We start from the raw sequence: 14,248 nt of genomic DNA, 5'->3' as shown, positions 1-14,248 counted from the left end.
TCACCCCAACATTCAAAACGCATGAACGAAAGAACAACCATCGATAAAGTACTTATAGCCAACCGCGGCGAGATCGCCGTACGCATTGCCCGCACCCTGCGCCGCATGGGCATCAAAAGCGTGGCCGTTTATTCCGGGCCCGACGAATTCAGCAACCACGTAACCGCCGCCGACGAAGCGGTGGCCCTGGGCGGCGCCTCCGCCTCGGACAGCTACCTGCAGGCCGACAAGATCCTGGAGGCCGCCCGCCAGACCGGTGCCCAGGCCATCATTCCCGGTTACGGCTTCCTGTCGGAAAATGCCGCCTTTGCCGAGCGCTGCGAACAGGAGGGCTTTGCCTTTGTCGGCCCCACCGCCGCGCAGATCCGGCAGTTCGGGCTGAAACATACTTCCCGCGAGCTGGCCCGCGAAGCCGGCGTGCCCTTAACGCCCGGTACCGGCCTGCTGGCCTCCGTGGAAGCAGCGGTGGCCGCCGCCAGGGAGCTGGGCTACCCTGTGATGCTGAAAAGCACCGCCGGCGGCGGCGGCATCGGCCTTACCCGCTGCGACGACGAAGGAGCCCTGGTGGCCGCCTTTGCCTCGGTGCAGCGCCTGGGCCAGAACTTTTTCTCCGACAGCGGCGTCTTCCTCGAGCGCTTCGTGGCCGATGCCCGCCACGTGGAAGTGCAGCTTTTCGGTGACGGCCGGGGTACGGTGATCGCCCTGGGCGAACGCGACTGCTCGCTGCAGCGCCGCAACCAGAAGGTAGTGGAAGAAACCCCCGCGCCCCACCTGCCCGCCGCCACCCGCCAGCGCCTGTGGCAGGCGGCTGTGGACCTGGGCCGGCGGGTAAATTACCGCTCGGCCGGCACCGTGGAATTCATTTTTGATCCTGCCCGCGACGAATTTTATTTTTTGGAAGTGAATACCCGCCTGCAGGTGGAGCACCCCGTGACCGAAATGGTGACCGGCGTGGACCTGGTGGAATGGATGATCCAGGCCGCTGCCGGCAGCTGGCAGGCGCCGCCCCCCGGCCTGTTAAAACCCTCCGGCGCTTCCATCGAAGTGCGCCTCTATGCCGAAGACCCGGTGCGTGACTTCCAGCCCGCCCCCGGCGTGCTGACCGAGGTGAGCTTCCCCGAAGGCGTCCGCGTGGACACCTGGGTGGATACCGGCACCGAAGTATCGCCTTATTACGACCCCATGATCGCCAAGCTGATCGTACACGGCAGGGACCGCGACGAGGCGATCGCCCGTCTTAAAGACGCCCTGGATGCCACCAGCCTGGGCGGCATCCCCACCAACCTCGACTACCTGCGCCAGGTGATCGCCTCGGGCTTTTTCCAACAAGGCGACGTATCCACGGGTACCCTGTCCCGCTTCGCCTACACGCCCCCGGTGATCGAAGTGCTCAAACCCGGCACCTACACCACTATTCAGGATTACCCCGGCCGCATCGGCTACTGGGACATCGGCGTGCCGCCTTCCGGCCCCATGGACCATTTTGCCTTCCGCACCGCCAACCGCATCGTGGGCAACCACCCCGCGGCAGCGGCCCTCGAATGCACCATCATCGGCGCCGAGCTGCGCTTCCATACCGACGCGCTGGTAGCCCTCACCGGCGGCGACAGCCTTGCCACCCTCGACGGCGAGCCCCTTGCTATGTGGCAGCCCATAAGCGTCCGCGCCGGCCAGGTGCTCGACATGGGCAAAGCCCAAACCGGCTGCCGCACGTATTTGGCGGTACGCAACGGCCTCGACGTGCCCGTGTACCTCGGCAGCCGCTCCACCTTCGCCATGGGCCAGTTTGGCGGCCATGCCGGCCGGCCCCTGCGCGCCGCCGATATGCTGCCCATCAGCCAGCCCGGCATCGCGGCCTGCACCACCCCCGCACCGCTGTACGCCCCGGCCGCAGCCCCGGCGGCACTGGTCCCGCAGTACCCCGCCACCTGGGAGATCGGCGTGCTGTACGGCCCCCACGGCGCCCCCGACTTCTTCCAGCAGGAATACATCGACAGCTTTTTCAGCACCGACTGGGAAGTGCACTATAATTCCAACCGCCTCGGCATCCGCCTGGTGGGCCCCAAGCCCATTTGGACCCGCACCGACGGGGGCGAAGCCGGCCTGCACCCCTCCAACATCCACGATTCGGAATACGCGATCGGCACCATCAACTTTACGGGCGATATGCCGGTGATCCTGGCCCAGGACGGCCCGAGCCTCGGGGGCTTTGTGTGCCCGGCCACCATTGTGAAAGCCGAGATCTGGAAGATCGGCCAGCTCAAACCCGGCGACCGCATCCGCTTCCGTCGCCTCGACTTCGAAACGGCCCTGGCGATGGAAAAGGCCCTGGACGCCGCCATTGAACACCTGCAGCCGGTCGCCACCGTTGCCGTCACTGCCCTGCCGCCTGCCGCCGAACTGCTGTCCGAATGCATGCTGGCCCAGGCGCCGGCTACCGATCAGGCGCCCGCCGTGGTCTACCGGCAGGCCGGCGACAAATACATCCTCATCGAATACGGGCCCAACGTGCTGGACTTCAAGCTGCGCTTCCGCGTCCATGCCCTGATGCAGTCGCTCGACGAGCAGCCCATTGGGGGCATCATCGAGCTGTCGCCGGGGGTGCGCTCCCTGCAGGTGCACTACGACGGGCGGGTGATCGGCCAGCGCCGGCTGGTGGAAACCTTGCTGGCCCGGGAAGCTTCCCTGCCGCCGGTAGAAGCGATGAAGGTGCCCAGCCGCATCGTGCACATGCCGCTGGCCTATGAGGACAAGGCTACCCTGGAGTCGGTGGAGCACTACCGCAAGTCGGTTCGCGACAAGGCCCCCTGGCTGCCCAGCAACATCGAATTCATCCGCCGCATGAACGGCCTTTCCAGCACCGAGGAGGTGCGGCGGATCGTTTTTGAAACCAGCTACATTATCCTGGGCCTCGGCGACGTGTACCTGGGAGCGCCCTGCGGCGTGCCCGTGGATCCCCGCCATCGCCTGGTCACTTCCAAGTACAACCCGGCCCGCACCTTTACGGTGGAAGGCACCGTGGGCATCGGGGGGGTGTACATGTGCATTTACCCGATGCAGGGCTCGCCCGGCGGCTACCAGATCGTCGGCCGCACCCTGCCGGTCTGGAACCGCTTTTTGAAAAACGCCTCCTTCCGCGACCGGAAGCCCTGGCTGCTGCGCTTCTTCGACCAGATAAGGTATTATCCCGTCACCGAAGAAGAACTGCTGCAGATGCGTAAAGGCTTCCAGCAGGGAAAGACGGTGGTCCGCATCGAGGAAAGCACCTTCGACCTGGCCGAATACCAGCGCTTCCTGGACACGAATGCCGCCAGCATCGAGGCGTTCAAGGCCAAACAGCAAATCGCCTTTGACGAGGAAGTGGCCTACTGGCAACGCGAAGGTTTCAACAAGATCGAGGAAGAACCCGCCCCGGCCGAAGCCGCCGGCGACGAGGTGGAGATCGAAGGCGAAGCGGTGCATTCCATCATCAGCGGCTCCATCTGGAAGGTGCTGGTGGAACCGGGCGAGGAAGTAAAGGCCCACCAGCCGCTGCTCATCATCGAAGCCATGAAGATGGAATTCACGGTGCAGGCTCCCTGCGACGGCATTGTGGGCGCCCTGCAGTGCAAGGTGGGTAAAAAGGTCACGACCGGCGACCTGCTGGTGACCCTTTTGGTACCCGAAATCGTGGGGGCTGCGGAAGCAATAGAAGCTTAATGCCTGCCCTTTTAGCGAAGGCCCCTTTCCCCCGGAAAGGGGCCTTCGCCACTTATGCCCTACATTTGCCTAAGTAGTATGTTGAAGAATCCCTTTATCAAACCGTTCAGGGACCTGACGGAAGAACACAAGGCCATCAATAAGTTCCGCCTGGTCTATGTGGTGGCACTGGCGGCCATTGCCGTGGTGTCGGTCGTGCGCTTTTCGCTGATCCTGAATTACCTAAGCAGCCGCAATACGGATGCCCACCTGGTCAATTACGCTTCCCGCCTGCGCACCTACAGCCAGACCCTGGCCAAGACCGCCCTGCTGCTGGAAAAAGGAACAGATGGGGAAGATTACCGCAAAGAATTCATCACCACCTTTAAGCAGTGGCAGAAGCTGCACCACAACCTGCTCAACGGCAGCGACTTCCAGGACCTGCCCGCACCGGACAAGGAAGAGCTGCGCCATATGTACGGGGCAATCGAAGAACCCTATCAAAACATCGCGGACGCCTGCAGCCATATTGCCGACGAGTTGCGCCCGGGCCGCTCCCCCGATAAGGCGCGCCTGCAGGCGCAGGTGCAAAAGATCCTCGACAACGAAAAGCCCTACCTGATGACCATGGAGCTGATCGTGTTTGACTATGACCGCTTTTCGCAGAACAACGTCAACCGGCTCAAAACCATGGAATACTGGATGCTGGCGTTTATCCTGCTGGCGCTGCTGGTGGTGGCGGTCTTTATTTTCCAGCCCCTGGTGCAGAAGATCCGCCGGATGGTGCTGGGCCTGGCCCAGTCCGAAGCCAATGCCCGCGGCCTGGCGGGCGAGCTGCAGGAGGCCAACGAATCGCTGGAAGCCTCGCTGAAAGAATTGCGGGAAACCTCCTTTGCCCTGGAAAAAGCCACCTACCTGGTCAAAACGGACGCCCAGGGGGCGATCCTGTATGCCAACGATAAGTACTGCCACGTTACCCGCTACAGCATGAGCGAGCTGCTGAACAAACCGCTTTTTTACAACAGCTTCGGTGAAGGCGAAAGCATCATCTACCAGCATATCCGCGATCCCCTGCGCCGCCGCGAGGTGTGGCAGGGCGAGGTGTTCGACCATGCCTCCGACGGCACGGGCTTCTGGCTCGACGTGACCCTGATGCCTATTATCGACAACAAAGGCAAGCTGTACCAGTACCTGGTGGTGTCGAACGATATTACCCGGCGCAAGCAGACGGAGCAAAAGCTGCAGCAGGTGATGGAAGAACAGCTGCGCATCAAAAGCATGGAACAGAAAGTGAAGTCGCACGCCATCCTGGCCGGCCAGGAGCGGGAGCGCAAGCGGGTGGCCGCCGAGATCCACGACGGCATCGGCCAGATGCTCACCAGCCTGCGCATGCGCCTGGAAATGTTCATTCACCGCCACCCGGGTTCCGAAAAGGACATGAACGAGGTGCACCAGCTGCTGCAGACCATTATCATGGAAACCCGCCGCATCATCGCCAACCTGCTGCCCAGCGTGCTGGACGACTTCGGCCTGAAGGCCGCCATCCGCGAGTTGATCAAACGCGTGGAAGAAGGCTCCGGCATCGTCTTCACCCTGGAAGAACACCTCGACCTGCCCATTTTGGAAAAGGAAGTGGAACTGACTATTTTCCGCATCCTGCAGGAGTCGCTGAACAATGCCGTCAAGCATTCGGGCACCGACGTGGTGGAGGTGCATTTGTTCAACGACAGCAAAAAACTCATCTTGCAGGTGGAGGACTATGGAAAAGGGTTTGACTTTGACGAAGCGACGCTGTACCGCAGCGAAGGAGCCGGCAGCCACGGGCTGCACATCATGAAGGAAAGAGCCTCGCTGGTAGGAGGCGAGTTGAAAATCACTTCCGGAAAAGATTCGGGAACCACTATTCAGTTAGAAATTGCATTATAATGGAAACAATCAAAGTTTTTCTGGCCGACGACCACGAAATTTTCCGCAACGGCCTGCGCTCGCTGATCGCCCAGGAGCCCGACATGGAAGTGGTGGGCGAGGCCGCTAATGGCGAAGAGGTAGTGCAGAAGGCGGAAGCCGTCCGGCCCGACGTGATCATCATGGACATCCGCATGCCGCGGCTGAACGGCGTGGAAGCCGCCCGGCTGCTGATGGCGAAAAATCCCAACCTGCGCATCCTGATCTTTTCGCTTTATGACAACGTCGAATACGTGACGCAGGCCCTGGCGCTGGGCGCTATGGGGTATTTGCTGAAAGACACCAGCAACAAGATTTTCCTGGACGCCATCCGGAAAGTGCATAAGAATGAATTTTACTACATTGGCGAAGTGTCGCACAGCGTCATCCAATACCTGCGCACCCACGGCAGGCTGCAGGCCGAAAGCAGTGCCCCTGCGGCAGCCAGGGAAAATCTATCCAAGAAGGAGCGGGAGATCATCAGCCTGGTGCGGCAGGGAAAGAACAGCAAGGAGATCGCCGACCTGCTGGGCAACAGCGTACGCACCATCGATGCCCACCGCCACAACATCATTGCAAAATTTTCCGCCCGGAACATGGAGGAAGTGCTGGGACACCTGGACAGCGAACAGTAATTGGACGTAGGCCGGCCCCACGAGGGCGGGACCGGCCACAGGTTTTTAAAAAATGCTGATACCTGCCATCATGTTGAAGGAGCGCTGCTGGCTGTGATAGGAGGCCGCGGCGTAGAGCGGCAGGCTCCAGGTGGAGGAAAGCCGGATTTTTTTCGATGCTTTGAAACCTACGTTCAGCAGCCCCGCCTTATCGGCGCCCATCCATTCGGGGCTTTTACGGGAAACCGCTCCCACAAAGGGTTCCACCTCCACGCCATTGGCATCGAACTTATACCCCGCCTCGAAATAGGTGGACCGTCGGGGATCGTTGTGCACGTTCACGGAAGCGAATAACCGCAGTTTTGTTCCCTGGAATTGCAGGCCGGCTTCGGTCAGGTGCGAAAAGCTGAGGGAATCGCCCTTGTACTGGTCGAATTTTACGCTTTCATACGGATAATAATAATCGTTCACCAGGGGCGTGATGTCGCCTACCGGGGTGGAAAAGGTGTAGCCCAGGTTCAGGATGATGTTGTTGAAATCGTGCTTGAGCGAATAGGAGCCCAGCAGGCCCAGTTTGAGGTGGTGGTATCCGGCGAAGAGCGAGGGCTGGATGCAGGGACCCTTATCCAGGGTAGTACCCCGCCAGACATAGTTGCTCAGAATATCCAGGCCGGCATCGGCGCTGAAGGCTTTGGGGGCGGCAGCCGAATCGGCGGTTTGTGCAGTAACGCTGCCGGCGGCAAAAAACACGGAAAGGACGGTAAGAAGGAGCACTCTTTTCATTTTTTATGGGATTGAACAGGTGACAATAAGGGAGCACCCGCAGGGAGCGGGGCCGGGGAAGGGCAGGACAATCGGGAGCTGCAGCACGCGCCGGCGGCGAACCGCCCGAACACACGGATGCGCAGGTTATGAGCACTAGAGAAAAACAGGATTATTTTCCCGCCGGGGCTGGGGACAGCAACGAATCGGATTGCCAGACCACGGTGAACTGCCCGTCGGGATTGCTTTCGCCGATCAAGGCCTTTTTGCGGAGGGACAAACCATCGGCTCCCATCTGAACCGCGCCGGCGGGGGAGTCGAGCTCCAGACCCGCCAGGGCCCCTCTTACTTTTTCCGGGTCAAAGGTGCCGGCCTTTTCCACAGCCTTCCGCCACAGCTGGATGGCGGTATACATCCAGCAGATGCCGTCATTGGTGACCCGGTCGATGCCGCCGGGCAGCTCATTGATGGCGCAATACAGTTTAAAGTCGCTGACGAAGCGGATGTTCTTGTCGGCTTCGGACGACTGGAAATATCCTTTAGCGGCCAGGTGGCCCGCAAAAAATTCGGTATCGAGGTGCCGGAATTCTTCTTCCGAGGCGGTGAAGGAAAGTACCGGGCAGTAAGCGGCCGACAGGCCCTGGCCGGCAAATTCCCGGAAAAAGGAAAGGTTCGACTCGCCCCGGAGCATATTGAACACGCAGGCCCTTCCGGCGGAAAACTGCTTGATCTCGGTGACCGTCTGCGAAAAGTCCGCTGCCTCTGCCGGCAGGTACCGCTCTTTGATGTGCTGCGGCGGCACCTTTTGGCGCAGGAGCTGTTCGCGGATCGCCCGGATCATGTGGTGCGCATAAGGCTCATCGTTACCCAGCAGGTAAAAACGGTTGAAGGCCCCGGTCTTCCGGCCCAACAGGTACCGCACTGCCGGCAGCGCCTGCTGCCCCGTTGTCGCTCCCAGGAACACCATATTTTTCAGCCCGTAATCGTTTTCAGGGGCTTCCATATTAAAAGCCAGTGTGGGGTACATCCGCAGGAAGGGAGCGATCCCCTTGACGGACCGTTCGTCCCACAGCCCGAACAGGGCGGTGGGACGAGCCGCCTTCAGCAGTTCCGCCGTGCGGCTCACATGGCCCGACACCTGCGACTGGCCGTCTTCCCAGACCGGTTCGATCTTTTTGCCCAGCAGCCCGCCATCGTCGTTGATCTGTTCGATGGCCATCAGGGCAGCATCCTTCAGCGAAGCTTCCGATACGGCGTCCACACCGCTGAGCGAGCAGACGATGCCCACTTTTTCCCGGTCTTTTACAGAAGGGCGGGGAGCGGGATCAAACAGTCCGCATGAACCCAGCAGGGGCAACAGCACCAGTGTCCGAAACACCGGCCGGTAGCGTAGCAAGGGGAGCAAAAGGGTCATGGGGATTTGTTTTATTATGGGGAGGAGCCGTACCGTATGCCAAAACCGGGAAAAGAAGGTTTTCTCGGGCGGATCCCGGAAACCAGGGTTTCCCGAAATGCTTAAGCAATATTAAGCCCAAAAAAGCATATGGCCCTTGGCTCGGTTCAAAATTTTTTCCATATTTTGACAAAAGGGGGAATAAAGCGCCAAAAAGTTAAATTTTATCCTTAAATATGGGTAAATAAGAGAGGATTTTCTAAAAAATAAAGGAATTATCCAGACATTTTTTCAAAAAACGGGGGGAAAATAATTGTTGTATAAAGCTTTTTATACATAAAGGCGGCAGGTTATGATATATATATTTCATGTTTTCTGATTACTTTGCTTCCGATCATAGATCTGGAAGGGGATTGGGCTTCTATATGCCTTAATTTAATGAGGCCAGCAGCCGGAAGCAGTGCAAGGCATTACTTGAATTAGAAAAACAAATATATTTTTACATACCTAGGTATTTGAAAAAATTCTACCCATATTTGCCTAAGTGAAGAAGCCAACGCGGCTTCCGGTCCGGAAACCAAAACATTAGCTTTTTATTTACTGCTCCCGCCGGCCTGCTGTTCCCGGCCGTGCCCTTACCGAAACATCCCCGAACCCGAAACATTAAAACTATTTAAAACCCATTTTATGAAATTTGTCCCCCAACTTTTCCTCTTCCTGTTCCTGGCGGCCCTGACCGCCGGCTGCGGCGGCAACCGCCCCTCCTCCAAAACCGGCGAGCCGGCAGGCGCAGGCGCCAAAAAAGAATTTACCATGGCCTGGTCCATCTACGCCGGCTGGCAGCCCTGGGACTATGCCGACCGCTCGGGTATTTTGAAAAAATGGGCCGACAAATACGGCCTCCACATAAAACTGGTGAAAATGGATTACGTGCCCTCCATCGAAGCCTATGTGTCGGGCCAGGCCGACGCCTGCGTGATGACCAACATCGAAGCCCTCGACATGCCCGCCGCCGCCGGCGTAGCCAGCACGGCCGTGGTGCTGGGCGACTTTTCCAACGGCAACGACGCCCTGCTGGTACGCGACAACCTCTCCCTCGCGGACCTGGCCGGCAAGCAGGTGAGCCTGGTGCAATACAGCGTTTCCCACTACCTGCTTTCACGGGCGCTGGAGAAAAGCGGCCTGAAGGAATCGGACGTCACCATCCTCAACACCAGCGACAGCGACATCGCCCCCGCCTTTATGGCCAACAACGACCAAAAGGCCGTGGTGACCTGGAACCCCATGGTGCTGGACATCAAACGCCAGCCGGGCATCAAAAGCCTGTTTTCTTCCGCCTCCATCCCCGGCGAAGTGCTGGACCTGCTGGTGGTCAACAGCAAGGTGCTGCAGGCCAACACCGCCTTTGCCAAAGCCCTCACCGGCGCCTGGTACGAAGTGATGGCGGTGATGAAAAAAGAAGATGCCGCCGCCGACAAAGCCCTGACCGTGATGGCCGAATCGGCCGGCTGCCCGCTGGAGGTATACAAAGAGCAACTGAAAACCACCGCCCTTTTTTATACGCCCAACAGCGCCCTGAATTATGTAAAAAGCAAAGAGATCATGAAAAGCATGGACTACGTCCGGAAGTTCTGCTTCAACCACGGCCTGCTGGGCGAAAAAGCCACTTCGTATGACGAACTGGGCATTGCCTACCCCGGCGGACAGGTGCAGGGCGACGCCCAGAATGTTCAGCTGACCTTCGACCCCACCTACATGGAAATGGCCGCCAAAACCGCGCTCTAACGCCCATGCATAACCGCATCGATCCAACGGCCGCCCTTCACCTTTCTCCTTTACCTTAAATCGATTGTATGTTCTCGATCCACACCAACCTGCCTTCCTGGCTCCGCTGGACCCTTTCCCTGGCGCTCTTCGTGGCCCTGGTACTGCTGTACCAGCAATTTTCACTGGACCGCCACGCCCTGAACCCCGGCGACAAGCTGGCACCCAACTTTTCGCAGCTGGCCGACGGCTTTAGGCGCTCCGCCCTGGAGGCCGACGCCAACGGCGACTACCGCCTGCTGGTGGATACCGCCGCCAGCGGCCGCAGGGTACTCATCAGCATGCTCTTTGTCTTTGCCGGCATCCTGGCCGGCGTGTACATGGGCCTCTTCCCGGTCCTGGACAAACTGCTCTATTCCTTCGTCCTGTTCCTGGACAAGATCCCCGCCCTGGCCCTCCTGCCCATCCTGTTCATCTTTTTCGGGCTGGGAGAGCTGTCCAAAATTGCGCTCATCGTCATCGGTGTCCTGCCCACGGTGATTCTGGACATCTACCTGCGGGTAAAAGCATTTCCCCGCGAACAACTGATCAAGGCCATGACCCTGAAGGCCAGCACCGCCCAGATCATTTACAAGATCGTATTGCCCCAGATCTTTCCCTATGCCCTGGACACCATTCGCCTGAACTTCAAATCCGTCATCCTCTTCCTGATCGCCGGCGAGGCGCTGGCCGCCACCGAAGGCCTGGGCTACCGCATCTTCGTGGTGCGCCGCTACCTGGCCATGGACGTCATCATCCCTTACGTGGTCTGGATCGCCCTGCTGGCCTTTGTGGTCGACGCCCTCCTGCGCCTGTGGATCAAACGATCGTTCTCCTGGATCAACAAATAATTTGCGCTCCGTCCTAACCTCCGCCCACCGCTTCCTCACCCCAAAAAAATGAAATCCCATGAACCCCCCGCCCACACCTCCCTTCGTGTTAGAAGTGCATGCCGCCAGCCAGAAATACCGCGACAATAAAAACCGCCCCGTTCCCATTCTCGACAACATCAACCTGCGCATCCGGGAAGGGGAATTTGTAACGGTGGTGGGCCCCACGGGCTGCGGCAAGTCCACCCTGCTGCGCATGCTCCTGGGTTCCGAAAAACCCCAGAGCGGTTCGGTCCTGATGGACCGGAAGGAAATTGAAAAGCCCGACCGCAGCCGCGGCATCGTGTTCCAGCGCTATTCCCTTTTTGACAACCTGACGGTAAAGGAAAACGTAATGCTGGGACTGGAAATGGAAAACTTTTCGCTGCTGCAAAACCTCTTTCACAAGGTGTTCCATTCCTCCCGGATCGGCGACTATAAAAAGCTCACCGAAGAATACCTGGAAAGGGTAGGCCTGGCGGCCCACGGGCAGAAGTATCCCTACCAGCTTTCGGGCGGCATGCGCCAACGGGTGGCCATCGCCCAGGCCATGATCATGAAGCCCAAGGTGCTGCTGATGGACGAACCCTTCGGCGCCCTGGATATCGCCACCCGGGAAGAGATGCACCAGTTCCTGATCGAGCAGTGGAAAGCCTCGGGGCAGACCATCCTGTTCGTGACCCACGACCTGGACGAAGCAGTCTACCTCGGCACCCGGGTGATCGTGCTGTCGCACTATTATTCCGGCGCCCGGGGTGCCCGCATCGTCAAGGACATTGCCGTACCCTGGGAACATCCCCGCCCGCTCTCCCTCAAGGAATCCGATGCCTTCCAGGAGCTGGTAAAATCCCTGAAAAAGAAAGGGCTCGACGCCAAAAGCATCCTGCAGCCCCACCAGTTCGAACTCTCGCACCGCGACGCCTGCCGCCAGGCCGTATAAGCAGGCGTTCCGCCTTTTATTATTCCTTCACCTACCTCATTAACCCCTTCAACAAATGAAGATCGCTCACTTCCTGAAACAGAATTTCAAGCATTTCAATGCCGCCTCCCTCATCGATGCCGCCGAAGCGTACAAGCAACACGTGGAGGGCGGAAATAAAATGCTCCTCACCCTTGCGGGCGCCATGTCCACCGCCGAACTGGGCATCAGCCTGGCCGAAATGATCCGCGAGAACAAGGTGCACGCCATCTGCTGCACCGGCGCCAACCTGGAAGAGGACGTGTTCAACCTCGTGGCCCATAATTACTACGAACGCATTCCCCACTACCGCGACCTGACGCCCCAGGACGAAGAAGACCTGCTGCTGCGCCACATGAACCGGGTGACCGACACCTGCATCCCCGAAACCGAGGCCATGCGCCGCATCGAAAAGGTGGTGCTGAAATACTGGGTAAAGGCCGACCGGGAAAACAAGCGCTTCTTTCCCCACGAATTCCTGTACAAAATTTTGCTGTCCGGCGAGCTGGAGGAATTTTACCAGATCGATCCGAAAAACAGCTGGCTGCTGGAAGCCGCCAAACGGAACCTGCCCCTCTTTGTTCCCGGCTGGGAGGACTGCACCCTGGGCAACATGTACACCAGCCACGTCATCAGCGGCACCATCCAAAAAGTGCATACGGTGCGGACCGGCATCGAGTACATGATGGAGCTGGCGGAGTATTACACCGCCACCGCTACCGAAGAGCATCCCATCGGCTTCTTCCAGGTGGGCGGCGGCATTGCCGGTGATTTTCCCATCTGCGTGGTGCCGATGCTGCACCAGGACCTGCAGCGCACCGGCGTTCCGCTCTGGGGTTATTTCTGCCAGATCTCCGACTCCACCACCAGCTATGGCTCCTTTTCGGGCTGCATCCCCAACGAAAAGATCACCTGGGGTAAGCTGGACAAAAACACACCGCGCTTCGTCATCGAGTCCGACGCCACCATCGTGGCCCCGCTGATCTTCGCCATTGTGCTGGATAAATAACCGTTCCGGACCGGCATCCCTGCCATTTATTCCCTTCCTGCCAAATGAAAGATTTAGCTATCAACCCTCTACGCAGGAGAAAAAAACACGCTCTATTCTTTGTATCCCGAAAAGGATACATTTGCCTCCTTTAATTGTTTTTGTCATGATCGTACGAACCAACTGGACACTGGAAGAAATTTCAGCAATTTATTACCAGCCCCTGCTGGACCTGGTGTTTGAAGCCGCCCGGGTGCACCGGGAAAACAACGCCTACAGCGAGGTGCAGGTAAGCAGCCTTATTTCCATTAAAACCGGCGGCTGCCCGGAGGACTGCGCCTATTGCCCGCAGGCCGCCCGCTACAGCACCGGCGTGGACGTGCATGCGCTGATGCCCATGGAACAGCTGCTGACCATGGCCGAACGGGCCAAGGCCAACGGCGCCTCCCGCATCTGCATGGGCGCTTCCTGGCGCGAGGTGCGCAACAACCGCGACTTCGACCGCGTGCTGGAAATGGTGTCCGCCGTGAACGACATGGGCGTGGAGGTCTGCTGCACGCTGGGCATGCTGACCTACGAACAGGCCCAGCGCCTGAAAGAGGCCGGCTGCTTTGCTTACAACCACAATGTGGACACCTCCGGTGACTACTACGACAAGATCATCACCACCCGCACCTACGACGACCGCCTGCGCACCCTCGACAACGTCCGCAAGGCCGAACTGACCGTGTGCAGCGGCGGCATCATCGGCCTGGGCGAGACCGACGAGGACCGCATCAAAATGCTCCATACCCTGTCCACCCTGCCTGTGCACCCCGACTCCGTGCCCATCAACGCGCTGGTGCCGGTAAAGGGAACGCCCCTGGCGGAAAACAAACGGGTACAGATAGACGAAATGCTCCGCATGATCGCCACCGCCCGCATCGTCATGCCGAAGAGCGTCGTGCGCCTGTCGGCGGGACGGACCGAAATGAGCCTGGCCGAACAAGCCCTCTGCTTCATGGCCGGCGCCAACTCCATCTTCGTGGGCGAGAAGCTCCTCACCACACCCAACCCTTCCATCGACGAAGACAAACAAATGTTCGACCTGCTGGGACTGAAAGCCCGCGAGCCGTTCAAAGAGCGCAATACCTGTGGCTGTTCGGAATAAAGAACGGGTCGAAGCCAGAAGGGTTCGGAACCCTGGAAAGCCGTTGATAACTGAAAAGATGTTACCAGGTTTCTGAACCCTTTCCTGGC

Annotated in this window: 10 protein-coding genes; 8 read left to right on the top strand and 2 right to left on the bottom strand. The window is 59.1% G+C overall.

Annotated elements, in window-relative coordinates:
- Window positions 1-21 precede the first annotated feature (21 nt).
- From uca to V9K67_RS01870, 3 genes are all read left to right on the top strand, one after another.
- Entirely contained in the window at window positions 22-3,699 is a 3,678-nt protein-coding gene (gene uca, locus V9K67_RS01880; RefSeq protein ID WP_336719669.1) for an urea carboxylase, read from the top strand.
- 78 nt (window positions 3,700-3,777) lie between these two features.
- Window positions 3,778-5,604: a sensor histidine kinase gene (locus tag V9K67_RS01875; RefSeq protein WP_336719668.1), complete on the top strand. Its 1,827-nt coding sequence runs from the start codon at window positions 3,778-3,780 to the stop codon at window positions 5,602-5,604.
- Window positions 5,604-6,257 carry a response regulator transcription factor gene (locus tag V9K67_RS01870; RefSeq protein WP_336719666.1) on the top strand — a complete coding sequence of 218 codons (654 nt, stop codon included), beginning with the start codon at window positions 5,604-5,606 and terminating at the stop codon, window positions 6,255-6,257. Before V9K67_RS01875 ends, V9K67_RS01870 begins: the two co-directional genes overlap by 1 nt.
- A gap of 45 nt (window positions 6,258-6,302) precedes the next feature.
- Here the strand turns inward: V9K67_RS01870 and V9K67_RS01865 are convergent, their stop codons facing one another.
- Together V9K67_RS01865 and V9K67_RS01860 are read right to left on the bottom strand one after the other, a co-directional pair.
- Window positions 6,303-7,019, bottom strand: a complete 717-nt coding sequence (locus V9K67_RS01865) for a hypothetical protein (protein ID WP_336719664.1) — start codon at window positions 7,017-7,019, stop codon at window positions 6,303-6,305.
- Window positions 7,020-7,170: 151 nt separating this feature from the next.
- On the bottom strand, window positions 7,171-8,412 hold the full coding sequence (locus tag V9K67_RS01860) for a transporter substrate-binding protein (RefSeq protein WP_336719662.1): 1,242 nt from the start codon (window positions 8,410-8,412) through the stop codon (window positions 7,171-7,173).
- Window positions 8,413-9,078: 666 nt separating this feature from the next.
- Here V9K67_RS01860 and V9K67_RS01855 point away from each other — a divergent pair.
- The 5 genes from V9K67_RS01855 to bioB all read left to right on the top strand — a co-directional run bounded on the left by V9K67_RS01855 (window position 9,079) and on the right by bioB (window position 14,159).
- Window positions 9,079-10,176 carry a putative urea ABC transporter substrate-binding protein gene (locus V9K67_RS01855; protein WP_336719660.1) on the top strand — a complete coding sequence of 366 codons (1,098 nt, stop codon included), beginning with the start codon at window positions 9,079-9,081 and terminating at the stop codon, window positions 10,174-10,176.
- A gap of 68 nt (window positions 10,177-10,244) precedes the next feature.
- Window positions 10,245-11,045, top strand: coding sequence for an ABC transporter permease (locus tag V9K67_RS01850; RefSeq protein ID WP_336719659.1), 801 nt, complete (start codon window positions 10,245-10,247; stop codon window positions 11,043-11,045).
- 58 nt (window positions 11,046-11,103) lie between these two features.
- A complete protein-coding gene (locus tag V9K67_RS01845; protein ID WP_336719658.1) occupies window positions 11,104-12,003 on the top strand; it encodes an ABC transporter ATP-binding protein in 900 nt (299 codons plus the stop codon).
- A 55-nt stretch (window positions 12,004-12,058) separates the two neighbouring features.
- On the top strand, window positions 12,059-13,030 hold the full coding sequence (locus V9K67_RS01840; RefSeq protein WP_336719656.1) for a deoxyhypusine synthase family protein: 972 nt from the start codon (window positions 12,059-12,061) through the stop codon (window positions 13,028-13,030).
- A 145-nt stretch (window positions 13,031-13,175) separates the two neighbouring features.
- On the top strand, window positions 13,176-14,159 hold the full coding sequence (gene bioB, locus V9K67_RS01835; protein ID WP_336719655.1) for a biotin synthase BioB: 984 nt from the start codon (window positions 13,176-13,178) through the stop codon (window positions 14,157-14,159).
- Window positions 14,160-14,248 lie beyond the last annotated feature (89 nt).

The organism is Huijunlia imazamoxiresistens, assembly GCF_037132455.1.
In the GTDB taxonomy this organism is placed as follows: Bacteria; Bacteroidota; Bacteroidia; order Chitinophagales; family Chitinophagaceae; genus Flavisolibacter; species Flavisolibacter imazamoxiresistens.
The sequence above is the reverse complement of the archived record's forward strand: the minus strand, read 5'-3'. Positions and strand labels throughout refer to the sequence as shown.